The 24,500-nt window shown below is 53.4% G+C and carries 21 protein-coding genes and 1 riboswitch; of the genes, 18 read left to right on the plus strand and 3 right to left on the minus strand.

Annotated elements, in window-relative coordinates; translation table 11 throughout:
* Positions 1-68: 68 nt before the first annotated feature.
* The 5 genes from P398_RS0107250 to P398_RS0107270 all read left to right on the plus strand — a co-directional run bounded on the left by P398_RS0107250 (position 69) and on the right by P398_RS0107270 (position 6,780).
* Positions 69-2,354 (plus strand): bifunctional 2',3'-cyclic-nucleotide 2'-phosphodiesterase/3'-nucleotidase, encoded by a 2,286-nt coding sequence (locus P398_RS0107250; RefSeq protein WP_235263317.1) that lies wholly within the window; start codon positions 69-71, stop codon positions 2,352-2,354.
* Between the two features lie 175 nt (positions 2,355-2,529).
* Positions 2,530-3,972 carry a carbon starvation CstA family protein gene (locus P398_RS0107255; RefSeq protein ID WP_029334620.1) on the plus strand — a complete coding sequence of 481 codons (1,443 nt, stop codon included), beginning with the start codon at positions 2,530-2,532 and terminating at the stop codon, positions 3,970-3,972.
* 92 nt (positions 3,973-4,064) lie between these two features.
* Positions 4,065-4,736 (plus strand): PAQR family membrane homeostasis protein TrhA, encoded by a 672-nt coding sequence (trhA, locus tag P398_RS0107260; protein WP_051638889.1) that lies wholly within the window; start codon positions 4,065-4,067, stop codon positions 4,734-4,736.
* Between the two features lie 157 nt (positions 4,737-4,893).
* Complete coding sequence (locus P398_RS0107265) at positions 4,894-5,811, plus strand: proline dehydrogenase family protein (protein ID WP_024372298.1); 918 nt, start codon at positions 4,894-4,896, stop codon at positions 5,809-5,811.
* 267 nt (positions 5,812-6,078) lie between these two features.
* Complete coding sequence (locus tag P398_RS0107270; RefSeq protein ID WP_029334622.1) at positions 6,079-6,780, plus strand: hypothetical protein; 702 nt, start codon at positions 6,079-6,081, stop codon at positions 6,778-6,780.
* 132 nt (positions 6,781-6,912) lie between these two features.
* Here P398_RS0107270 and P398_RS0107275 read toward each other — a convergent pair whose 3' ends face one another.
* Positions 6,913-7,848, minus strand: a complete 936-nt coding sequence (locus tag P398_RS0107275; RefSeq protein ID WP_029334623.1) for an IS30 family transposase — start codon at positions 7,846-7,848, stop codon at positions 6,913-6,915.
* Positions 7,849-7,988: 140 nt separating this feature from the next.
* On the opposite strand from P398_RS0107275, the gene P398_RS0107280 reads away from it, so the two are divergent.
* Complete coding sequence (locus tag P398_RS0107280; protein ID WP_029334624.1) at positions 7,989-8,336, plus strand: hypothetical protein; 348 nt, start codon at positions 7,989-7,991, stop codon at positions 8,334-8,336.
* A gap of 197 nt (positions 8,337-8,533) precedes the next feature.
* Here the strand turns inward: P398_RS0107280 and P398_RS0107285 are convergent, their stop codons facing one another.
* Entirely contained in the window at positions 8,534-9,436 is a 903-nt protein-coding gene (locus P398_RS0107285) for an SDR family oxidoreductase (protein WP_029334625.1), read from the minus strand.
* A gap of 213 nt (positions 9,437-9,649) precedes the next feature.
* On the opposite strand from P398_RS0107285, the gene P398_RS0107290 reads away from it, so the two are divergent.
* From P398_RS0107290 to gcvH, 7 genes are all read left to right on the plus strand, one after another.
* The gene (locus tag P398_RS0107290; protein WP_034799002.1) at positions 9,650-12,061 is read left to right on the plus strand and encodes a 3-hydroxyacyl-CoA dehydrogenase/enoyl-CoA hydratase family protein; all 2,412 of its coding nucleotides are present in this window, start codon (positions 9,650-9,652) and stop codon (positions 12,059-12,061) included.
* Between the two features lie 19 nt (positions 12,062-12,080).
* The gene (locus P398_RS0107295) at positions 12,081-13,253 is read left to right on the plus strand and encodes an acetyl-CoA C-acetyltransferase (RefSeq protein ID WP_024372293.1); all 1,173 of its coding nucleotides are present in this window, start codon (positions 12,081-12,083) and stop codon (positions 13,251-13,253) included.
* A gap of 13 nt (positions 13,254-13,266) precedes the next feature.
* A complete protein-coding gene (locus P398_RS0107300) occupies positions 13,267-15,051 on the plus strand; it encodes an acyl-CoA dehydrogenase family protein (RefSeq protein ID WP_029334627.1) in 1,785 nt (594 codons plus the stop codon).
* A gap of 91 nt (positions 15,052-15,142) precedes the next feature.
* Positions 15,143-16,713, plus strand: a protein-coding gene (locus tag P398_RS16580) for an IS3 family transposase (RefSeq protein WP_115336690.1) whose coding sequence is annotated in 2 segments (ribosomal slippage) — positions 15,143-15,782 and positions 15,782-16,713 — 1,572 coding nt in all. Because the reading frame shifts where the segments join, the coding sequence is not laid out codon by codon here.
* A 111-nt stretch (positions 16,714-16,824) separates the two neighbouring features.
* Positions 16,825-17,553 carry a hypothetical protein gene (locus tag P398_RS0107315; protein ID WP_029334629.1) on the plus strand — a complete coding sequence of 243 codons (729 nt, stop codon included), beginning with the start codon at positions 16,825-16,827 and terminating at the stop codon, positions 17,551-17,553.
* Between the two features lie 45 nt (positions 17,554-17,598).
* Complete coding sequence (locus tag P398_RS0107320; protein WP_024372290.1) at positions 17,599-17,952, plus strand: arsenate reductase family protein; 354 nt, start codon at positions 17,599-17,601, stop codon at positions 17,950-17,952.
* 48 nt (positions 17,953-18,000) lie between these two features.
* Positions 18,001-18,384 carry a glycine cleavage system protein GcvH gene (gcvH, locus tag P398_RS0107325; RefSeq protein WP_024372289.1) on the plus strand — a complete coding sequence of 128 codons (384 nt, stop codon included), beginning with the start codon at positions 18,001-18,003 and terminating at the stop codon, positions 18,382-18,384.
* A gap of 42 nt (positions 18,385-18,426) precedes the next feature.
* Here the strand turns inward: gcvH and P398_RS0107330 are convergent, their stop codons facing one another.
* On the minus strand, positions 18,427-19,479 hold the full coding sequence (locus tag P398_RS0107330) for a PTS transporter subunit IIC (RefSeq protein ID WP_024372288.1): 1,053 nt from the start codon (positions 19,477-19,479) through the stop codon (positions 18,427-18,429).
* Positions 19,480-19,700: 221 nt separating this feature from the next.
* Between P398_RS0107330 and P398_RS0107335 the strand changes: the two genes are divergently transcribed.
* The 5 genes from P398_RS0107335 (at position 19,701) to P398_RS0107355 (ending at position 24,419) form a co-directional block, all read left to right on the plus strand.
* The gene (locus tag P398_RS0107335) at positions 19,701-19,922 is read left to right on the plus strand and encodes a thioredoxin family protein (protein ID WP_235263318.1); all 222 of its coding nucleotides are present in this window, start codon (positions 19,701-19,703) and stop codon (positions 19,920-19,922) included.
* A 455-nt stretch (positions 19,923-20,377) separates the two neighbouring features.
* Positions 20,378-20,483, plus strand: a riboswitch (SAM riboswitch).
* 78 nt (positions 20,484-20,561) lie between these two features.
* The gene (locus P398_RS0107340) at positions 20,562-21,590 is read left to right on the plus strand and encodes a methionine ABC transporter ATP-binding protein (RefSeq protein WP_029334630.1); all 1,029 of its coding nucleotides are present in this window, start codon (positions 20,562-20,564) and stop codon (positions 21,588-21,590) included.
* On the plus strand, positions 21,580-22,242 hold the full coding sequence (locus tag P398_RS0107345; RefSeq protein WP_029334631.1) for a methionine ABC transporter permease: 663 nt from the start codon (positions 21,580-21,582) through the stop codon (positions 22,240-22,242). The genes P398_RS0107340 and P398_RS0107345 overlap by 11 nt, the downstream gene beginning before the upstream one ends.
* Positions 22,243-22,273: 31 nt before the next feature.
* A complete protein-coding gene (locus P398_RS0107350) occupies positions 22,274-23,104 on the plus strand; it encodes a MetQ/NlpA family ABC transporter substrate-binding protein (protein ID WP_029334632.1) in 831 nt (276 codons plus the stop codon).
* Between the two features lie 100 nt (positions 23,105-23,204).
* Positions 23,205-24,419 (plus strand): MDR family MFS transporter, encoded by a 1,215-nt coding sequence (locus P398_RS0107355; protein WP_034799003.1) that lies wholly within the window; start codon positions 23,205-23,207, stop codon positions 24,417-24,419.
* Positions 24,420-24,500 lie beyond the last annotated feature (81 nt).

The following is a 24,500-nucleotide window of genomic DNA, read 5'->3' on the forward strand; positions in this document are numbered from 1 at the left end:
GTGACGTTTACAATCGGGTGGTATAGTGAAGGAGGTTAGGCCATTTTTTGTAAAAAGGGGAAATGAACATGAAAACAGCCTTGAAATGGACGATTGCGACGGCACTCGTATTGCCGGCGACGTTACCGCTGCACGCACCGAACGTACTCGCGTCAGAGGACGTCGTGAAGCTCCGCTTCCTAGAGACGACGGACCTACATACCAACATCACGAACTACGACTATTTCCAAGACAAAGTCGACAACACGATCGGCTTGACGAAAGTCGCGACGCTTATCAAACAGCACCGCGCGGAAGCTGGGGCAGACAACACGTTCCTGTTCGATAACGGGGATACGATTCAAGGGACACCGTTCGGCGATTACGTGCGGGAAGTGCACCAAAACAACCCAGGAACGTTCGAGCACCCGATGTACAAGGCGATGGCGGCACTTGATTATGATGCGGTCACACTCGGGAACCACGAGTTCAACTTCGGACTCGAGTTTTTGTATGACGTGATGGAAGGGTCGAAAGGGAAGCTTCGTTTCGTCACCTCGAACGTCAAGGATTTAGAGGGGAATCCAATCGTGTCGAAGTTCAACGTTGACGGACAAGAGGTCCAAATCATCGAGCGGACGGTCACGGATACGGACGGGGAGACACATACGATCAAAGTCGGTGTGTTCGGCGTCGTGCCACCGAAGATCATGTCGTGGGACTCGGGGAACTTGCAAGGCCGCGTGACGGCGGAGAATATCATCCCGTCGGCGCGTGAAGCCGTCAGCAAGTTGAAAGCACGAGGCGCGGACGTCGTCGTCGCCCTCGCGCACTCAGGGATCGGTGAAAGTGCCGCCCTCGCTGACGAGCAGCGTGACGATGAAGAGAACGTCGGCTACGCCCTCACGAAAATCGACGGGCTCGACATGGTCATGACCGGTCACCAGCACGGCCGTTTCCCGGACGCGAACGGTATGTTCGCCTCGTTCCCGAACGTCGACATGGCGAAAGGGACGATCAACGGCAAACCGGTCGTCATGGCGAACAACCAAGGGAAAGATTTAGGCGTCATCGACTTCGAGCTCGAGAAAGTGGACGGGGCATGGCGTGTCCTCGACGCGACAGCCAAGCTCGACACGATCACGGCGAATACGCCGGTCGATGCCGAGATTCAAGCGCTCATCGAAGACGACCACCGGGCCACGATCGAGTACATCAACCGTCCGGTCGGTGAGATTCAAGACGACATCCAAAGCTATTTCGCGCTCGTCCGTGACGATTCATCGGTGCAGTTCGTGACGAACGCGCAGAAATGGTTCGTCGAGAAAGAGCTCGAGACGAACCCGGACCTCGCCCCGTATAAAGGGTTGCCACTTCTCTCGGCCGGTGCGCCGTTCAAGGCGGGCGGACGCGAGTTGACGGATGCGGGCTACTATACGAACATCCCGAAAGGTCAAATCGCGCTCAAGAACGTGGCGGACTTGTATGTCTATCCGAACACGCTCGAAGTCGTCAAAGTGACCGGGCAAGACGTCATGGACTGGCTCGAGATGTCGGCTGGCGCTTACAAAGAAGTGAAAGCGGATGGGGAACCGCTCTTGAACCTCGCGTTCCGCAGCTACAACTTCGACATCTTGGACGGATTAACGTATGAGATCGATGTGACGGGTCCAGCGAAATTCGATGTCGGTGGCAAACTCGTCAACGCTTCGGCGAACCGCGTGAAGAACGTCGAATATAACGGTAAGCCGATCACGATGGATCAAGAGTTCTTGGTCGCGACGAACAACTACCGCGCCGGTTCATCTTCGTTCCCAGGCCTTAACGGCGGCAACAGCATCGTCTATCGTTCGGCATACGAGACACGGAACGTCATTTCGGACTACATCATCGCCAGCCGTGGTGCCGTCGATTATAAAGCCGATGACAACTGGAAAGTCGTCGCCGACGCGAAACGCCTCGCGACGTTCGAGACGGCGGACGCTGGCAAGCAGTACGTCGACCTATACGAAGGCATCGAAGCGACGGACGCGACACGTGCGGACGCGGCCGGACGTCTCTTCCGATCGTACACGATCGCACTCGATCCGGTGACGGAAGCCGAGAAAGTCGAGCTCGTCCTCTCGGTCGACACGATCAAGCCGGGTGCGAAAGCTGTGACGGGTGTCACGACGGCGAACGCGACTGTCACGTTGAAAGACGGAAAGCACGTTCTCGCGACAACGAAAGCGAAAGCCGATGGCACGTATGCACTGTCTGTGAAACCGCTCAAGCTTCGCCAAACGGTGACGGTCGTCAGTGAACTCGACGGTCAAACGAAAGAAGAAACGAAAGTCGTCGGAGCCGGACATGTCGGTGTCCCGGCACTTCGTTAAATAATGAATGAGCCCTCAGTTTTGAGGGCTTTATTTTGTGTCAAAAAAGTGAATGAAACCCCTTACATAATTGGAAGAAGTGCTATATAATCATCTATGTAATCGGTTACATAGAATATGTGAACTGAAGGGCCAGCGGGGATTGGCTACATACGCAATAAAGGGGACAGCAATCATGGTTACATTTTTTATCGCCATCGCGATTTTACTGATCGGGTATCGCATTTACGGCCGCTACGTCGAGAAGACGTTCGGCATCAAGGAGGAGCGGACGACGCCCGCCTACGCGTCACAGGACGGCATCGACTACGTGCCGATGGGCAAGAAACGAAACTCGATGATCCAGCTGTTGAACATCGCCGGCGTCGGGCCGATCTTCGGGCCGATCATGGGGGCGCTCTATGGACCGGTCGCGTTCCTCTGGATTGTCTTCGGGTCGATCTTCGCCGGGGCCGTGCACGACTATTTGACGGGCATGATCTCGCTTCGTAACAACGGGGCGCACTTGCCGCAGCTCGCCGAGAAGTTCCTCGGTCGCTCGCTTCGCCATATCGTTAACGGGTTCGCCTTGCTGTTGCTGCTCTTGGTCGGGACGGTGTTCGTCACGTCACCGAGCAACATGATCAACAACCTGTTCGGTGGGGACGCGTCGACGCTCGTCTTCGTCATCTTCGCCATCTTCGCTTACTACATCTTGGCGACGCTCCTCCCGGTCGACAAGATCATCGGCCGCATCTACCCGTTCTTCGGCGCGCTCCTGTTGATCAGCGCCGTCGGCATCGGGGTCAGCCTGTTCGCACAAGGCTACAAGGTGCCGGAGATGTCACTGACGAACATGCATCCGGACGGCCTTCCGATTTGGCCACTCCTCTTCTTCACGATCTCGTGCGGGGCCCTCTCCGGCTTCCATGCGACCCAGTCGCCAATCATCTCGCGGACGACGATGAAGGAGAGCAACGGGCGCTCGATCTTCTACGGCATGATGATCGTCGAAGCGGTCATCGCGATGGTATGGGCCGGTGCGGCCATGGCCATCTTCGAGCCGGGTGAATTGCTCGGGATGATCCAGGACGGCACACCGGCGCTCGTCGTCCAGGAAGTGGCGACGCTCATGCTCGGCAGCATCGGCGGCACGCTCGCCATCCTCGGCGTCATCGTCCTGCCGATTACGTCCGGCGACACGGCGTTCCGTAGCGCCCGGATGATCATCGCCGACTACTTGAAGGTCGCACAGAAGAAGTTCGCCTCACGCCTCTGGATCGCACTGCCGCTCTTCGCCATCTCGTACGTGTTGACGAACATGGACTTCCAGATGCTCTGGCAGTACTTCAACTGGGCGAACCAGACGACGGCCGTCATCGCGCTCTTCGTCGGGGCGATGTACCTGTATATCAAGGGGCGCAACCACTACATCGCGCTCGTCCCGGGCACGTTCATGCTGTACGCGGTCTGGTTCTACATCTTGACGGCGCCGATCGGCTTCAAGATGGACGGGCCGATCCCGTACGTCATCGCCACGATCGGGACCATCACGCTGCTCGTCCTGTTCCACGTGCGCGCCCGCGCGATGCGGGCCCAGAACATGGAATGTGACGTTCCAGTGAAAGAAGTCGCGTAACAAATCGACATGGGTCCTCGCGACCCATGTTTTTGTTTGCAACGAAATCGGGAAATGACCATACTAGAGGAATACAGAAAGGTGGGACCCGAATGGAACAAGAGAAGTTAAAAGAGATGCTCCATGCCGATACGCTCGGGGAAGAAATCGCGAGCGCCGTCACGCACGGTCTCGGGGTCATCTTCAGTATCGTCGCGCTCGTCTTGCTCGTAATGAGTGCGACGGAGACGGGGAGCACATGGAACGTCATCGCGGTAAGCGTCTTCGGGGTGTCGATGATTTTGCTGTATCTCTTCTCGACACTCATGCATGCGATCCCGCACCCGCGGGCGAAGCGTGTGCTCCAAGTGTTCGACCATGCAGGTATTTACTTACTCATCGCCGGGAGCTACACGCCGTTCGCGCTCGTCTCGCTCCAAGGCAGACTCGGTTGGACGCTGTTCGGGATCGTCTGGGGTGTCGCCATTCTAGGCATCATCTGGAAGCTGTTCTCGACGGGGAAATACATGTGGGTGTCGAACGTGACGTACCTTGGCCTCGGTTGGATTTGCATCATCGCAATCCGTCCGCTCTATGAGTCGCTCGGGCATACCGGGTTCATGTTGCTCCTCGCCGGCGGGATCGCCTATTCGGTCGGGATCGTATTCTACGTGTGGCAGAAGTTACCGTTCAACCATGCGATTTGGCATTTGTTCGTGCTTGCCGGAAGTGTGTTCATTTTCCTCAGTATTTTGCTCTATGTCGCACCGACGACACACCTATGAACCGGACGTCCGAGAGGGCGTCCGGTTTTTTGAAAACTAAGGCAATAAACTGCTGCAAACGGTTACAAAAATACAGACGAATTGACGTTTGTATGTCATAATAATTTCAGACATCGTCATAGAGATAGATGGGTGTAAACGTAAGGGGGAAAAGCAGATGGAAAAAGTGTTGCGCGATGGATTTATTTACATGTCTCAAAACAAAACACTCAACAGTTTGGCTAAAAAATACGGGCTTCGGTTCGGGGCTTCGCGCTTTGTGGCGGGGGAAGATTTCAAGACGTCGGTACCGACGATTCGCGAATTGAACGCGAAAGGGTTATCGGTCACGGTCGACCATTTAGGGGAGTTCATCACGACTGTAGAGGAAGCGACAGAGAATCGTGACGAGATCATTCGGGCGATCGAGATCATGGCAGAAGAGAATCTCGACGCGTACATGTCACTCAAGTTGACGTCACTCGGATTTGATATTTCAGACGAATTGATTGAAGACAACATGCGTCAAATTTTGACGACTGCACAACGTGTCGGTGTCTTCGTCGCCATCGACATGGAAGACGAGTCACGTTGCGAGAAGACGCTCGATTTGTTCAAGAAGTTGAAAACGGACTTCGAGGGCCTCGGGACGGTCATCCAATCGTACTTGTACCGCTCAGAAGACGACATCAATCATCTCGCATCGCTCAAGCCGAACCTTCGCATCGTCAAAGGGGCGTATAAAGAGCCGGCGACGGTCGCCTTCCCAGAGAAAGAAGACGTCGACCACAACTATTTGAAGCTCGTCAAACTCCATCTTGCGAACGGGAACTACGCCTCAATCGCGACTCATGACGACCACATGATCGATGCCATCATCGAGCACGTGAAACTGAACGACATCCCGCTCGACCAGTTCGAGTTCCAAATGCTGTACGGCATCCGTGTCGAGCGTCAACTCGAGCTCGTCCGCCAAGGTTATAAAGTCCGTGTCTACGTGCCATACGGCCGTGACTGGTACGGTTACTTCATGCGCCGCCTCGCGGAACGTCCGGCGAACGTGGCATTCGTCTTAAAAGGAATGGTGAAGAAATAAAGAAAGCCAATGTATTCTACCTGATACCGTGAAACAAATGGACATCAGCGTGAAGGCTTTAGACACAAAAAATGGTTTGGTTCTTTTAAAATAGAACCAAACCATTTTTTTATTAATAGTTGCTTGAAGTATCTTAAGACAAGAACGATTGTGTTATTGTAATTTCTTCATTTATTTTAGTTCCGAATTTTCTTCAAATGATTTGATTAGAAGTTCTAGCGAACAAGAAAAATGATTTAAAATAAAACACGACTAGGAGGATAAATAATGGACTTTGAAAATATGATAAACCAAATCTATGATGTGACTCCAAAAGGATTTCAAGAACCTATCAAAATGACGGTAGGCATTGGTGCGGATTTTTTGCCTGTTTTCGGAAAGATATATCATGCGTATCAACATCAAAAAATAAACAGAGCGCTAAGAGAATTGGATCATCAGATTCAAAATATTAAAGTGAAGCTTGATGCCAGTGATGAATCGATGATCTTCAAAGAAGAGATATTCCCTATCATTATCAAAAAAATGTTAGATGAACCTCAAGAAGAAAAAATTAAAATAATAATTGATGGGTTTGAGCATATTGTCGACAGGAATATTTCTGAGCAAGAAATAATCTTTCACTATTATGATGTTCTTGAGGAACTTCGCATGGCAGATATTATTTTTATGTGTACAAACTATTTTGTAAAAAAAGATATAAGTTCAAAAGAAAAAGTAGCTCATTTAGCATCCGAATCAGAGGAAGAATTAGCACGAAAACATATTGAAAGATATATGGCGAATAAACTTGTGCGTTTAGGGTTGTTGATTGAAAAAGCGGATAAGGAACAGATGACGTATAATGTTTTAAAAGAATTGACTAGAAATAGGGCTGGATATGAATATGCAGCCAAATTTACCATCAATCAATATGAGTTAACACCATTTGGATTTAGTTTTATTGATTTTTTTAAACTAGATATGTAATAAGACAGTGGGAGGATGAGATATTTAATGACAAATATCGAGGTTATATTGGAAATAAGTAAAGTCCTTTCTCCAATTATAACGGTTGGATTAGCGGCGTTTTTAGCTGCAAGATATTACTTTGACGGTTTGTCAAATTAAGCGCAACACTTCCTCCGTGAAGGCCTCGTGTGCGGTCTTCCAGCCCAGGCATTTGCGTGGGCGGCCGTTGATCTTGGCGAGCGCGTCCACGATCTCTCCTTGGCCGACCGTCGCGAAGTCCGATCCTTTCGGGAAGAACTCGCGCAGGAGGCCGTTGGCGTTCTCGTTGCTGCCGCGCTGCCACGACGAGTACGGGTCGGCGAAATACATCGGCACGCCTAGTGTCGCCCGGACGCGCTCGTGACAGCTGAACTCCTTGCCCCGGTCCGTCGTCGCCGTCTTGAACGTGCCCGCTGGGAAGGCGGCGTGGACCGTGTGGATCGCCTCCTCCATCGAGGCCGCGCTGCGGTCCGCGATCGGCAGCGCGAGGTAGAACCGGCTCTTCCGCTCGACGAACGTCGCGACGCAGGCCCTCGATTTCCCTCGTCCGGAGACGACGGTGTCGAGCTCCCAGTGGCCGAATGTCTCGCGTGTGCGCACCTCTCTCGGACGTTTGGCGATGGACAGACCGATGTTGAACCGACCACGTGTCTCCATCGGTTTCTGGCGCTTGCCCTTTTGGCGGAGCACGGTCACCGGCACGTCGATCAGCCCCGAATAGATCCAACGATAGATGGTCGAGAAGGCGATTTTCCCGTCGAAGAGACGACCCACGATCTGTTCCGGGGACCAGGTCGCCCGCAGCTTCTCGATGATCGTCCGGCGCATCATGTCGTCGAGCTTCGTCTTGGCGCCGCAGTTTCGCTTCGCCTTGGCGTAGCGCTCCTGTGCGCGTTCGGCCGTGTAGCCGGGGTTCCTTCTGATCTCCCGCGAGACGGTCGAGGGCTGTCGCCCGAGCCGTCTCGCGATGGACCGTACGGACATCCCGAGCTCCAGGTAGGTCTCTATTTTCACGCGTTCCGCTGTGGTAAGATGGGTGTAGCTCATAGCGATTCCTCCGTCTGAATGTGTGTTGTGGTGACTTCATTCTACACGAGGCCGTCGCTATGGGCTTTTTTGCGTTCACGTTCAGGTGTTGCACTTAATTTTATAATTCATCCTTTAAAAACAAACAAGTTGATTATTCCATGAAGCTTTCTGAAAAAGCTATCGAAGAAGTTTATAACCCTATCATAGTTAAGATAGAAAAAGATGCTATCAATGATGGATTTAGTTATGAAGGATTATCCGCAAATGATTTAGTAGATATTGACGAAATTTTTTCTAAGAATCGACATTTAGTTGAAGAAAGTTTGTTAAATATTCTTTGGAAGTACCAAGAAGATGTTCATTTTGAACTTTCTACTTTGTATAGTAACGAGGAGTCTCAGATAACTTTTAAAGACAAATTTTTGGACTCTAATCATGAGTTTTTGAATGAGTTAAAAAAAGTTAGAAATTTTCATTTGAAGCGAATTGGTTTTTACTTTAAATAAATTAAAACCAAGTGGTAACTACTTTGTTAAAAATGCGTCCGTCGGCGCCCTGACTCATGCAGGAAAGCAATCCGAAGAAGACCCCGCAGTGCCGGGAACGGCGCGAGAAGGCTTCGGGATTGCCTGCTGAAAGCATGGGCGCCGAAAGGGCGCACTGCACAAAAAAAGACTCAGCTACAAACTGAGTCTTCGACAAATTATCCGTTCACGACCGTCCCGCCGTTGACGTGCATGACCTGCCCACTGACGTACGTCGAGTCGTCGCTTGCAAGGTAGACATACGCCGGGGCGAGTTCTGCCGGTTGACCTGGACGTTTCATTTCGGCCGAGTCACCGAACGAGGCGACTTTCTCCGCCGGGAACGTCGCCGGGATGAGCGGCGTCCAAATCGGACCTGGTGCGACACCGTTGACGCGAATCTTCTTCTCTGCCAAGTTTTTGGCGAGCGAGCGCGTGAACGATGTGATCGCGCCTTTCGTCGACGAGTAGTCGATCAATTGGTCGTTACCCTCATACGCCGTGATCGACGTCGTGTTGATGATGCTTGCCCCTTCGTTCAAGTACGGGAGGGCGGCCTTCGTCAAATAGAACATGCTGAAGATGTTCGTCCGGAACGTCTGTTCGAGTTGCTCGTCCGAGATGTCGAGGAGCGATTCTTGCGGATGTTGCTCGGCTGCGTTGTTGACGAGGATGTCCAAATGACCGAACGTCTCGAGCGTTTGTTTGACGACGTCTTGGCAGAAGTTTGAATCGCCGATGTCCCCTTGGAGCAAGAGACACGCCTGACCAAGTTCTTCGATGCGTTCTTTCGTCGCCTCGGCGTCCTCGAGCTCGTTTTGATCCTTATAGACGATGACCGACTTCGCGCCTTCATGGGCGAAGAAGATGGCGACTGATTTTCCGATGCCTGAGTCGCCACCCGTGATGATAGCGACTTTGTCTTTCAATTTATCGCTTCCTTTATATCCTTCACGCTCATAGATGGGGAACGGCTCCATCTTCGAGTCGATGCCCGGTTGATGGGCTTGCTCTTGGCCGTCCTTCTTGAACGATTCAAAGTCTTTTCGACTTCCGACTGTGTTTAAACGATTGTCACTCATGTGTACATTCCCCTTTCTAAAATTGACTCTTTGTGTCTATACCACTCGTCTCAAAAATTAATCATTAATTCGTGAAATGGAATGAATTTGAAAAATGCGGGCTTGCGAATGAATGTTCATTCATTTATGATAGAAGAGTAAACACGATGGTGATTGCGATTTTTTTTACGCGTGAAATGAATCACTATTCATTCTCATTGAGGGGGGAACAATATGACGAGTCACATCGAACAATCAGCCGACCTCCGTTTGACGAGCAATATCCGTTTTGCGGTCGTCATCGGTTCAGGAGTAATGGGGGCGGGGATTGCGGCTCACTTGGCGAACGCGGGGATTCGTTCGCTCATGCTCGACATCGTACCGCGGGAATTGACGGCAAAAGAAGAAGCGAAAGGGCTCACACTCGAGTCACCGGAAGTACGCAACCGCATCGCTTCAGAAAACCGTCAAAAGTTGTTAAAGCAAAACCCGGCACCGCTCGCGACACCGGAGCACTTGAACTTTATCGACGTCGGTAATTTAGAAGACGATCTCGAGCGCTTGAATGAAGCTGACTGGGTCATCGAAGTCGTCGTCGAACGGCTCGACGTGAAACAACAGCTGTTCGAAAAGATCGCACCTTACATCCGTGAAGACGCGATTCTCAGCTCGAACACGTCCGGTATCTCGATCGAGGCGATGGCGAGCGTCCTCCCGGAAGGATTGCAACACCGTTTCCTCGGGACGCACTTCTTCAACCCGCCGCGCTATTTGAAGCTGCTCGAACTGATCCCGACGGAGAAGACGGCCCGTCCGGTCATCGATTTCATGGCTCGTTTCGCGGAGGACCGTCTCGGCAAAGGCGTCGTCGAAGCGAAAGACACGCCGAACTTCATCGGCAACCGCATCGGCACGTATGGCCTTCTCGTCACGTTCGAAGAGATGCTCAAGCAGAACGCCTCAATCGGTGAGATGGACTCAATCACCGGTCCGCTCATCGGACGACCGAAATCAGCGACGTTCCGCACGCTCGACGTCGTCGGGATCGACACGTTCGTCCACGTCGCCGGAAACGTCTTCGAGACGCTCGAGGCGGGCGAGGAGAAAGACACGTTCGACGTACCGGCCGAGATGAAGACGCTCGTCGAAAAAGGCTGGGTCGGACAAAAGGCCGGCCAAGGCTTCTATAAGAAAGACGGGAAAGTCATCCAGGAATTGAATCTCGGAACATTCGAATACGAACAATTGAAAGCGATTACAGGTCTGGAACTCGACCAAATCAAGTCGCTTCCGGGCTCGAAAGCGAAGTTGAAAAGCGCCGTCTTGAACAAGGGACGCATCGGGCAGCTGCTCTGGCCAATCACAGCGAAGACGCTCGCCTACTCGGCACGTCTCACGGGCGAGATCAGTGACTCGATCGTCGCCATCGATGACGCCATGAAATGGGGCTTCGGCTGGAAATTCGGGCCGTTCGAGACGTGGGACGCGCTCGGGCTTGAAAAATCAGCGGCGCGAATGAAGCAAGAAGGGTACGACGTCCCGGCGTGGATCGATGAGATGCTCGCTGCCGGACATACTTCCTTCTATAAAGGTGACCAGTATTACGACCAAGCGTCGCAGACGTACGTCGAGAAGACCGTCAACCCGAAAGAGCTGAAACTCGCACCGCTCGCCAAGTCGAACGGGATCGTGCTTGAGAACGGCGGGGCCCGCCTCATCGATATCGGCGATGATGTCGTCGCCCTCGAGTTCACATCACCGAACAATGCGATCGGCGTCGATATCATGCAGATGATCGAGCAATCGATCGACCGCGTCGAGACAGACTTCAAAGGACTCATCCTCGCCAACGACGGCAAAAACTTCTGCGTCGGCGCTAACCTCGCGATGATGCTCATGGAAGCGGAAGACGAGAACTGGTACGAACTCGACTGGATCATCAACAAGTTCCAACAAGTCGTGCAGAAGATTCGCTACGCAGGTCGCCCAGTCGTCGTCGCACCGTACGGTATGACGCTCGGCGGCGGCACAGAGATCAGCTTGCCGGCAGCCCGCATGCAGACGGCGCTCGAGACGTACATGGGTCTCGTTGAAGTCGGGGTCGGACTTATCCCGGGCGGAGGCGGAAACGTCAATACGTATCGTCGTTTCTTGGAGCAGACGCCGCAATCGATGCAAAACATCGAGAAGGCAGCGCAGCAGACGTTCCAGAACATCGCCATGGCGAAAGTGTCGAAGTCGGCGTACGATGCGAAGACACTCGGTTATCACCGTGCGGTCGACGGCATCTCGATGAACCGCGACCACTTGACGTTCGATGCGAAACAGACGGTGCTCGGACTAGCCGACGGCTACACGGCACCGGTACGTGAGAAGTTACCAGTCGTCGGTCAGACGGGGAAAGCGACGCTCGAACTTGCGGCGTACGAGATGTTCTATGGTGGCTACATTTCAGAGCATGACTTGAAGATCGCGAAGAAACTCGCCCACGTCATCAGCGGCGGTGATTTGGCGTACGGCACGATGGTCGACGAGCAATACTTCCTCGACATCGAGCGCGAGGCGTTCTTAAGCCTCATCGGAGAACCAAAATCGCAGCAACGGATGCAACATATGCTCGTCAAAGGCAAGCCACTTCGGAACTGATAAAAGGGGGATTTCACAGATGAGGGAAGCAGTCATCGTGGCCGGCGCACGGACGCCGGTCGGAAAAGCAAAACGGGGATCGTTCCGAAACGTTCGCTCGGACGAACTTGCCGGACATGCGATTAAAGCGACGCTCGAACGGGCCGGCTACAACGGCCCAATCGACGACGTCATTATGGGATGTGCGATGCCGGAAGCAGAGCAAGGGATGAACATCGCCCGTTATGCGGCCGTTCGCGGCGGATTGTCCCACGAAGTACCAGCCATCACAATCAATCGCTACTGTTCGTCGGGCTTACAAGCAATCGCCGACGCGGCAGCGAAAATTATGATCGGCCAAGCGACGGCGGTCATCGCCGGCGGCATGGAATCGATGAGCCTCGTGCCGATGGGCGGGCACGTCATCCGTCCGAACCCGACAATTATGGAGACGGCACCTGAGTACTACATGAGCATGGGCCATACGGCAGAACGAGTCGCGGCCGAGTACAACATCTCGCGGGAAGACCAAGACCGGTTCGCCATCGACAGCCATCAAAAAGCGGCGGCCGCGATCGCCGGCGGCAAATTCGAAGAAGAGATCGTCCCGGTGACGGTCATCGAGCACGTGCTCGGAGAAGACGGCAAAGTCGCGGAACGTGAAGTCGTCGTCAAACACGACGAAGGCGTCCGCGCCGACTCGACCGTCGAAGCGCTCGGCAAGCTGCGCCCAGCGTTCAAAATCAAAGGCTCGGTGACGGCGGGGAACGCGTCGCAAGTATCAGACGGAGCTGCGGCCGTGCTCGTCATGGAGCGAGAAGAAGCCGAACGCCAAGGCTTGAAGCCGATGGCGAAGTTCCTCTCGTTCGCCGTCGGTGGGGTTCGTCCGGAAGTGATGGGGATCGGTCCCGTCGTCGCCATCCCGAAAGCGCTCGAGATGGCCGGCGTGAAGCTCGAAGAAGTCGGATTGTTCGAATTGAACGAGGCGTTCGCGAGCCAATCGCTCGGTGTCATCCGTGAACTCGGGATCGACCCGTCGAAAGTGAACGTGAACGGCGGAGCCATCGCCCTCGGGCACCCGCTCGGTTGTACGGGCGCGAAACTCGCGGTCTCCATCTTGCATGAGATGAAACGACGCAATGAAAAGTATGGGGTTGTGACGATGTGCATCGGTGGCGGAATGGGTGCTGCTGGCGTCTTCGAATTACTATAAGGGGGAATTGACTATGGAACGGACAGAACACGAATTGATTAAAGGCGGTAGCTTCGTTATCGACGCACTCGACGCGGATCGTCTCTTCACACCGGAAGACTTCTCGGATGAGCATAAGATGATCGGTGACACGACGGCGAGCTTCGTCGACGACCGTGTCATGCCGGTGCTCGGACGTATCGAGAAACACGAGTTCGATCTTTCGGTCGAATTGTTGAAAGAAGCGGGCGAGCTCGGTCTCCTCGGTGCGGACGTGCCGGAAGAGTACGGCGGCTACCAGCTCGACAAGATCTCATCATCGATCATCACGGAACGGTTCGCCAAAGCGCGTTCGTTCGCACTCAGCTATGGTGCGCACGTCGGGATCGGAACGCTTCCAATCGTCTTCTTCGGAACAGAAGAGCAAAAGCATAAGTACTTGCCAAAGCTCGCGACCGGTGAATGGATCGCGGCGTACGCCCTCACAGAGCCAGGCTCAGGGTCGGACGCGCTCGGTGCGAAATCGACGGCCGTCTTGAACGAGGCCGGCACGCATTACGTGTTGAACGGTGAGAAGCAATGGATCACGAACGCTGGTTTCGCGAACGTCTTCGTCGTCTACGCGAAAATCGACGGCGATAAGTTCAGCGCCTTCATCGTCGAGCGTGACTACAACGGTGTCTCGACAGGTGCCGAAGAACAGAAGATGGGTATCAAAGGGTCATCGACACGGACGCTCATCCTAGAAGACGTCGAAGTCCCAGTCGACAACCTCCTCGGAGAAATCGGTAAAGGACACGTCATCGCCTTCAACATCTTGAACGTCGGTCGTTACAAACTCGCCGTCGGCGCGGTCGGTTCATCGAAACGCGCGTTCGATCTCTCGGTCCAGTATGCGAACGAGCGCAAACAGTTCAAGACGCCGATCAGTCAGTTCCCGCTCATCCAAGAAAAATTAGCGACGATGGCGGCGAACATTTACGCGATGGAGAGCTCGGTGTACCGGACGGGCGGTCTGTTCCAAGACAGCCTCGACGCCCTCGGCGACGACAACATGCGTGACGGCTCGAAAGTCGCCCAAGCGATCGCCGAGTACGCGATCGAGTGCTCGCTCAACAAAGTGTTCGCCTCGGAGACGTTCGACTACGTCGTCGACGAAGCGGTCCAAATCCACGGCGGTTACGGCTTCATGACCGAGTACGAGGTCGAAAACTTGTACCGGGACTCGCGCATCAACCGCATCTTCGAAGGAACGAACGAGATCAACCGGTTGATCGTGCCGGGCACGCTTCTGAAGAAAGCGATGAAAGGCGATTTGCCGCTCCTCGCGGAAGCGCAAAAACTTCAAAAAGAGCTCATGAGCTACATGCCGCAAGAACTTGACGGTTCTCCGCTCGCTCGTGAGAAGATGCTTCTATCGAACATGAAGAAAATCAACTTGATGGTCGCCGGCACGGCGGTCCAGAAATATCAGCAAAACCTGCAGAACGAGCAAGAGATTCTCGCGAAGCTCGCCGACATCATCAGCGCCATCTATGCGCTCGAGGCGGCGATCGCCCGGACGGACAAAGCGATCGGCCGTACCGGTGAAGAGAAGAACGCCCAAAAAGTCCGCTACACGGAAATCTTCGCCGAGCAAGTGTTCAAGCAAGTCGAACTCATGGCGAAAGAAGTGTTGTACGCGGCGGCATCAGGCGACGAGCAACGTATGCTTCTCTCAGCGATGAAGAAGTTCAGCCGCTATCAGCCGATCAATGTCATCGGCACGAAGCGCGAAGTCGCAGCGAGCTTGATCAAAGCGAACAAGTTCATCGTATAAGAAGAGAGAAAGGGTCGGCCGGATGATATGCTCCCCAATAGGTAGACAGATGAAATAACAAATCTGTTTATCTGATTGGGGAGTGTTTTTTATGGCGAGAAGTCGGCATTCAATCGAACAAAAACTGAGTGCACTACGGATGATGGAAGAAGAAACATATACGTGGAAGGAAATCGAGGAGGCCCATGACGTCTCTGAGCATACCCTCCGGGTGTGGAAAGTGAAATTCGAGACCGGCGGAATCGACGCCTTGAAGGAGTCGAGGACATGGAAACTGTACACAAAGGAACAGAAAATAGCGGCCGTACGTGACTATCTCGATGGGGTCACCATGGTGGAAGTCCTCTCCAGACATCAAATCAGTAGTCGTTCGGTTCTATATCGGTGGATCAAGAAGTATACTAGTCATAGCGAGTTAACAGATTCGAGAAAAGGGATGGATCGAGCTATGACAAAAGGGAGAAAGACCACATTCGAGGAACGCATGGAGATCGTCAGGTATTGCCTGGACAATGGACGGAACTATCAACAGACGGCCGAGATATTCGCCCTGTCGTACCACCAGGTCTACGGCTGGACGAAAAAATATGACGCCGACGGCGTGCACGGGCTCGAGGACCGGCGCGGACGGACGAAGCAAGAAGAGGAACTGACCAACGAAGAGAAGCTCGAACGTCGCATCCAACAGATCGAGCGGGAGAACGAGCGCCTGCGGGCCGAGAACCTGTTCCTAAAAAAGTTAGAGGAGATCGAGAGGAGAGGTTGATCAGCCAAATCCGGCTACAATTACGTTACATGGCGATCGAGGAAATGTCGACGACCGACACGTTCCCGGTCGTGCTCCTGTGTGAAATCGCGCAGGTCTCACGGGCCGCCTACTACAAATGGTTGAAGCGTACCGTCTCGGTACGCGAGGAGGAGAACTTGGGCTTACTGGAGGACATCCGTCTCCTCTATGACCAGGTGAACGGGACCTACGGCTATCGACGGCTCACCATGACAATCAACCGCAGACGACGTCAACATGGCCTGCCGGCATACAATGAGAAGCGGATCTATCGTCTCATGCGCATCCATGAGATCCGTTCGGTCATCCGCCAGAAACGAAAGCGGCATAAGAAATCGTCACCGCAACATGTGGCCGAGAACCTGATGAACCGGGAATTCAGCGCGTCCCGACCGGACGAGAAGTGGTGCACCGACGTCACCGAGTTCAAATATGGCGCCGGGAAGAAGGCGTATCTGAGCGCGATCATCGACCTCTATGACGGCTCGATCGTCGCCTATCGCATCGGGAAATCCAACAACAACGCGCTCGTCTTCCAGACGATGATCCCAGCCATCGCGGGGCTCCGTTCAGGAGCGAGTCCGATGATCCATAGCGACCGAGGGTTCCAATATACCTCGAGAGGGTTCAAACGCATGGTGGAAGACGCGGGGCTGACCCACAGCATGTCCCGGGTCGGACGTTGTCTCGACAACGCCCCGATTGAGGGTTTTTGGGGTACCCTGAAAGTCGAGATGTACTATTTGCGTGAGTTCCAGGCCTACAGCGAACTCACATCAGCCATCGAGGCCTACATATCGTTCTACAACCATGATCGTTTCCAGAAACGACTAAACGGCTTGAGCCCTGTCGAATACAGGACTCAAGCCGCCTAGGCTGGTTTTCATTATTTGCCCTGTCTACTTGACAGGGAGCAGTTCAGGACGCGGTCGGCTCTTTCTTTTTTGTGACAGGACCTCGTACAATGGATGAAGGAGGGGATATGAATGAAACGAGATGACTTGCTAGAACGGATGGATGCGATTGGCCGTTCCGTGGCAGAGTATGAGGGCACGCTCATGCTCATTGCACTCGGCTCGATCGGCCTCGAGACGGACCGGCTCGACGACTATTCGGACCTCGACTTCTTTTTAATTGTTGAGGACGGTCAGAAGGCCCGGTTTATCGACCAGTTAGATTGGCTCGAGGTCGAGCCGCTTGCCTACCAGTTCCAGAACACGAAAGACGGACATAAGGTCATGTATGCGGACGGGATTTATGCCGAGTTCGCTGTGTTCGACTTGCCTGAGATGCCTTCTATCGCTTACACACCGGGGCGAATCGTCTGGAAACGTGACGAAGCGCTCGAAGCGTTTGCCACGCCAAAAATCATCACACAGGCTGCTGGCGCCGCTTATTGCTATGAAGAGGCGCTGACGAACCTATATGTCGGCCTGCTCCGCGAGCGGCGGGGCGAGCGGCTCGCAGGATTCGAGCTCATCCAAGTGTCGGCCGTCAACAACGTGTTGAAAGCACACGGGGAGACGAGTGACCCGTTCAATCCGACCCGGCGCGTCGAAGTTCAACATCCGGAGATGATTGCGTTTCTCGAGCAAGGGGTACTTGGATATGGACGTTCCGTCGAGGCGGCTGCCGCCATCCTCGCCTACATCGAAGAACGCCACCCCGTCAACGCGACGCTGAAACGGGAAATCGAACGTTTGCTTCGGACGTGATACCGAGAAACGAGATATGCTACATTAACAGAAGAGGTGATGAACATGGTGACAATATACGGCTATCCGCCGTGCAGCACGTGCAAGAAGGCAGAGAAATGGTTGAAGGAGAACGGCATCGACTATACATACGTCCATATCGTCGAGGCGACGCCGGCGAAAGAAGAGTTGGCCGAACTGTGGAAGCAGTCAGGCCTGCCGCTCAAAAAGTTCTTCAACACGAGCGGGCAAGTGTATCGGAATGAAGGCATAAAAGACAAACTGCCAAACTTGTCAGAAGACGAACAACTCGACCTCCTCGCTAGCAATGGTATGCTTTTAAAGCGTCCGATCGTGACGGACGGGGAAAAATCGACGGTCGGTTTTTCAGAAAAGTCGTTTACAGACGTTTGGGGCTAAGTGCTATAATACACGTGTGAGTCTAATTTATTTGAGGGGGAAGTTAGGATGAGCAAAGTACCTGCCAATTTACGTTATTCAAAAGAACACGAATGGGTTGAAGTGAACGGAAGTGTGGCCCGCATCGGGATCACAGATTTCGCACAAAGCGAACTCGGGGACATCGTGTTCGTCGAACTTCCTGAAATCGGGGGCACGATCCTAATCGATGAGCCGTTCGGATCGGTCGAGTCGGTCAAGACGGTCTCAGAGCTTTACGCACCAATCTCTGGGAAAATCACAGCGGTGAACGAATCACTCGCCGATTCACCAGAACTCGTCAACGAAGCACCGTTCGAAGGCGCTTGGATGATTGAAGTCGAATTGAATGACGCATCAGACGTCGACAAGCTCATGTCGGCCGAAGAATATGAAGCGATGATTCAAGGCTAAACAAAACCCGGTTTCTCTTCACGAGAAGCCGGGTTTTATCGTTCATTCGAAATCGAGGCGATAATGTTCCGGGCGGATGAGCGGCGTCCGGTTGAACAATTTGAAGAAGAAGACACCGAGCGCGATCGGGATGAGACCGAACAAGACGATGACGAGCAAGACGTTGAAGAGCGCGAAGCCGCCTGGCATCAAGTGCAACGCGTTGATCGGTCCGATGAGCCCCGAGACACCGAACCCGGCACTGATCGGGGTGCCTTCAATGCGGAGGATACCGGCGAGCGCTCCGAGGATGGCCGCGTTCGCGAGCACCGGCAGCATCATGATGGGACGACGGATGAAGTTCGCCATCTGGATTTTCGGTGACCCGAGGAAGTGGGCGATCGACGTGCCGGTCGCATTCATCTGCCATCCGGCGATGGCGAGCCCGAAACCGGCCGCGACGACACCGAGGTTGGCTGCGCCGGCCGCGACGCCGGATAGACTGATCGCCGTCGCGATCCCGACCGTCGAGATCGGGGAGACGATGATGAGTGAGAACGCCATCGCGATCAAGATACCCATGACGACCGGTTGGAGTTCGGTCATCGTCATGATGATCGTCCCGACGTACGTCGTGATCTGTGAGATGTACGTGAGCAGGAACGAGCCGATGCCTCCGGCGACGACGATGACCGTCATCGGCAAGACGAGTACCGTGTATGTCTTCAAGCGCGGTGCGAGCTGCATGACGAGATACGTCGCAAGCGCTGCCGTGACACCGGCTGTGATGACGTCACCGATACCAGCCATGAGGAAGGCTCCTTCTTCGATGCGGATGGCGCCACTGCCGACGTGTGTCGCGATCCCGATCGTTCCGGCCTCGAGCGCCGTGCGTCCGAACTGCATGGCGACGGCGACACCGATGATGACGGGGAGAAGGCGCATCGCAATCGTCGTCGCGTCTAAGATGAACTGAAGCGACGGAAAATACGGCAAGATGGCTTTCGTCAATTCACCGAGCAATGCGCTCGGAATGAGGGCGATCAAAATGGCAAGGCTGAGTCCGTTCAATACGTTCATCAAAAACTGTTTTCCGGTAAGTCGTTCTTCCGTCATGTCTTCTTCACCTATCCTTCTCTTTTACTGTTATGTACAAAAGCATTAAAGTTATTGACCATACTATGCCTCTTTCGGGCGCACGTCAACCAGAAAAATGGAAGTATTCAGAATTTTTTTCAAAACGAGCACAACTTTTGAATGTCTGGCCGAAGCTTTTTATAATCAGTAGAGAGGTGAGAAAAATGATTACAGACGGATTGTTATATATATACGCCCCGATGTGTGGAACATGCGCCGTGGCCGAGCGGATGCTCGCGGTCGTCGAGGCGGTCGACCCGACACTCGAGATTGAAAAGCACGATGCCAACTTTATCCCGAACGAGTTAGAAGCGTACCAAGTGATGAGTGTACCGGCGCTGTTGAAGCTTGAAGACGGCCAAGTCCGAGACCGATTGTACGCGTTTCAAAACGTGCAGCACGTCCTATCTTTCGTCAAGTAAGATGGGAACATTAGAATAATCTGAAAATTTTAAATAATCAGTTGACACAGAAAGTTCACGAATGGTATATTCATTACAACATCTTACTTGAACACAAAAATAGGACGCGATTTACTCGCGATCAAGACGTTCTCACATCGCCGAACCACTCGCTTACGCGATTTTAAGTGGACCTTCCCTTCGATTGTCCCCCAAAAAAATCAAGCGAAGGAATACCGACCGCGTAACCGTTCGGTACATGTGAGGATCGGGTGATCGACGAGCGAAATCCCCCATATTAAGGATGAATGCTCTGATCGGGCAAAAGGGGTTCATCTATGGGTTGTCCTTCCTGTGACTCAAGGTGCTACGTTCTGTGTCGTCTTCGGACGGCACCTTTTTTTATTTTTTCGCATAAAAATAGTTTGACATGAAAATAATGTGTCGCTATGATAAAGCTAATCGAATAAACAACACTCTTATCAAGAGAGGCTGAGGGACTGGCCCTATGACGCCCAGCAACCGCGGAGCAATCCGAAATGGTGCTAATTCCAGCAAGGTGAGAACCTTGGAAGATGAGAGCAATCGTTGTCCGTACCGATAAAGTACGCACGTTTGCTCAAACGTGCGTACTTTTTTTGTTGTCAGGAGGGAAAGGGATTGATTCAACTACGCAATGTGGCCAAATGGTTCGACACGAAGAACGGTCGAGTCCATGCGGTCGATGATGTGTCGCTTACAATCGAAAGCGGCGAAATTTTTGGAATAATCGGATATTCAGGGGCAGGGAAGTCGACGCTCATTCGACTCCTCAACCGTCTCGAGTCGCCATCGAGCGGCTCGATCGAGGTGGCAGGGAGCGAACTCACGAAGCTGAGCCCGAAAGAGTTACGCGGGGTACGTAAAAACGTCTCGATGGTGTTTCAGCACTTCAATCTTCTCTGGTCGCGCACGGTCGCTGAGAACATCAGCTTCCCGCTCGAGCTGATTGGTGTACCGGCTAGCGAGCGCAAGCGCCGCGTCGAAGAACTCGTCGATCTCGTCGGATTGACGGGACGAGAAGACAGCTATCCGTCCCAACTGTCGGGCGGTCAAAAGCAGCGAGTCGGGATTGCCCGTGCGCTCGCTACGAATCCAGAAGTGCTCCTCTGCGATGAAGCGACGAGCGCGCTCGACCCGAAGACGACCGACTCGATTCTCGAGTTGCTCGTCAGCATCAACAAGAAACTCGGACTGACGATCGTGCTCATCACGCACGAGATGCACGTCATCCAAAAGATTTGTCACCGTGTCGCGGTCATGGAAGCAGGGAAAGTCGTCGAGATCGGTCAAGTCGCCGACGTGTTCCAACACCCGGAACAACCGATCACGAAAGAGTTCGTCAAACAGATCGGCGCCGTCGACGACATGTCGCTCACGTTCGAACATTTGAAGGCGCGCTATCCGAGCGGTCAAATCGTCAAGCTGAAGTTCTTGAACGAGACGGCCGAACAACCGATTCTCTCAGACGTCTTGAAGACGCACGATATCGGGTTCAACATCATCGGCGGGAACGTGACGCAGTCGCAAGTCGGCGCGCTCGGGACGCTATTTATTCAACTGATCGGAGAGCCGGCTGAAGTCGAGCGGGCCATCGCCTCAATCCGATCGCAGGCAGTGGAAGTGGAGGTGGAGAACGATGTTTCCTAACGTAGACTGGGAAATCATGCTCGAGGAGACGTGGCAGACGATTTATATGACGCTCGTCGCCGGTGGCGCGACGTTCGCCTTCGGTCTCGCACTCGGGATGATCCTTTATGTGACGAACGAGCCGCTCATGATGAAGAATCGGACGATTTACACGGTCGTCAGTGCGTTCGTCAACGTCTTCCGCTCGATCCCGTTCATTATTTTGATCATCTTGCTCATCCCGTTCACGAAGATCGTCGTCGGGACGATTCTCGGTTCGACGGCGGCGCTCCCGGCGCTCATTATCGGGGCGGCCCCGTTCTATGCCCGGATGGTCGAACTCGCACTTCGTGAGATTGACCGTGGTGTCATCGAGGCGGCCGAATCGATGGGTGCGACGAAATGGCAAATCATCTATAAAGTGTTGTTCCCTGAGGCACTCCCGGCCATCGTGTCGGGGATCACGGTCACACTCGTCGCGATCGTCGGTTATACGGCGATGGCAGGTGTCGTCGGCGGGGGAGGCCTCGGTAACTTGGCGTTCCTTGACGGGTTCCAACGTTCACGCAACGACGTGACGTTCGTCGCGACCGTCCTCATCTTAGTCATCGTCTTCGTCATCCAGTTCATCGGAGACCGGCTTGTCACAAGAATTGATAAGCGTTCAGCTTAATCACATAAAAAAACATTTGGAGGGTTCACACATGAAATCATGGAAAACAGTACTCGGTTTAACGGCAGCATCAGCACTCACAATTCTCGCGGCTTGCGGCGGGGATTCAGAATCAGGCGCAGGCGACGACAAGACGCTCGTCATCGGTGCATCGAACGTCCCGCACGCGGAGATTTTGGAGCACGTCAAAGATGAATATGAAGCAAAAGGCTACAAGCTTGAAATCACGAAGTTCCAAGACTACGTCCTCCCGAACAAGACGCTCGCGGACGGCGAGTTGGACGCGAACTACTTCCAACACGAGCCATACCTCGAGTCACAAATGGCTGAAAACAAAGACTACAAATTCGCTTCAGCCGGCGGCGTCCACATCGAGCCGATCGGTGTCTACTCACAAGACTACGCCTCACTCGATGAACTTCCGGACGGTGCGGAGATCATCATGAGCTCATCGGTCGCTGACCACGGCCGGATCCTCACGATGCTTCAATCGGAAGGCTTGATCACGCTCGCTGAAGGCAAGACGGTCGAAGCGACAGTTGCCGATATCGTCGACAACCCGAAAAACTTGACGTTCAAGACGAACGTCGAGGCGGCCCTCCTCCCGCAGGCGTACAACAACGGAGAAGGCGACGCCGTTCTCATCAACACGAACTACGCGATCGATGCCGGGCTCAACCCGCTTGAAGACGCCATCGCACTCGAAGGCGAAGATTCACCATACGTCAACTTGATCGTCACACGTGAAGGTGACGAAGATGACGAGCGCGTCAAAGCACTCCTTGAGGTCCTCACGTCAGAAGAGACACAGCAGTGGATCTTAGAGGAATACAAAGGTGCCGTCGTACCGGTCAACCAATAATCACGCTAGGCCCGGGCCATTCCGGGCCTTTTTTGTTTGTCGTAGTGTTCTTTCATAAAGAGAAGTACACTATTTATATGTAAGAAAAGGGGGGATTCGGATGAACATGAGACAGATTCATCCGCTGACGCTAGGCGTCTTGTTCGGTACGTTCTTTGCTCGGCTGTCGACGTTTTTCGTCATGCCATTTTTTGCGATTTATCTCGCGACGCTCGGTTTCTCGGCGAGCGTCATCGGGACGGTGTTCGCCGTCTCGGCCATGTCCGGTCTATTTATGAGTTTTTTCGGCGGGACGCTGTCGGACCGGCACGGGCGCAAACAGCTCATGCTCATCGGCATCGGGTTGAACGCGCTCACGTTCACGGGCTTCGCGCTCGCGACCGAACTCGTCTGGTTTTACGTGTTCTCCGTCTTGATGGGGGTATCGCGCTCGTTCCTTGAACCGGCATCCCGGGCACTCATCAGCGATACGACGAAACCGGAGCAACGCGTCATCGTCTACAACGTACGCTATTTTCTCATCAATATTGCCGCCGCGATCGGACCGTTGCTCGCGGTCGTCTTATCGCTCACCGGGGCGAAGAGCGCGTTCTTCGTCGTGACCGGTGTGTACGTGTTTTATGGACTCGTCATCTCAGGATTGTTTAAAAAGTATCCGTTCGAAGAAAGCGACGGCATCAAAGTACGGCCGCGCTTGACCGAGACGTTCCGTGTCTTGAAAGAAGACAAGACGTTCCGCTTCGTCATCATCGGGATGATTTTCGCCATCATCGGCTACAGTCAGTTCAACTCGACGTTGCCGCAGTTCATCGCGTTCCATGACGGCTTCAGTGACGGGTCGCGCCTGTTTGCGTATTTGTTGACAGTCAACGCGATCACCGTACTCGTCGTTCAGTATCCGATTATGAAGTTCGGCATTCGCGTCTCGCCGATCAAGTCGCTCTTTTTCGGGGTCGCGACGTTGTCGATCGGGCTGTTATTGATCGGGTTTGCGACTGAGACGTGGGTGCTCTTCGTCGCGATGGTCATCTTCACGATCGGGGAAGTACTCATGTTCACGATGACGGACGTATTGACCGACGAGCTCGCGCCGGAACATTTGCGGGGGACGTATTTCGGGGCGATGGGATTGACCGCGCTCGGCCAGTCGGTCGGACCAATCATCGGCGGGTTGCTGCTTGATGGGTTTAATAATGCCGGGTTGCCTGTTTTTGCAATTTTATCCATCGTGACGGCGTTCGGAGCCTTCTTCTTTATGGGGGCATTGACGGAAAGAAAGGCGAGTTTGGCGTTGATTGAGGAAAAAGCTGGGTAATATCTTGATTTCTCAATATTCTCATTCTCAACATTTATGTTTTTATTGAGAATGAAGAATAAGGTGAGTCGCTTGAAATAA

The organism is Exiguobacterium aurantiacum DSM 6208 (assembly GCF_000702585.1).
In the GTDB taxonomy this organism is placed as follows: Bacteria; Bacillota; Bacilli; order Exiguobacteriales; family Exiguobacteriaceae; genus Exiguobacterium; species Exiguobacterium aurantiacum.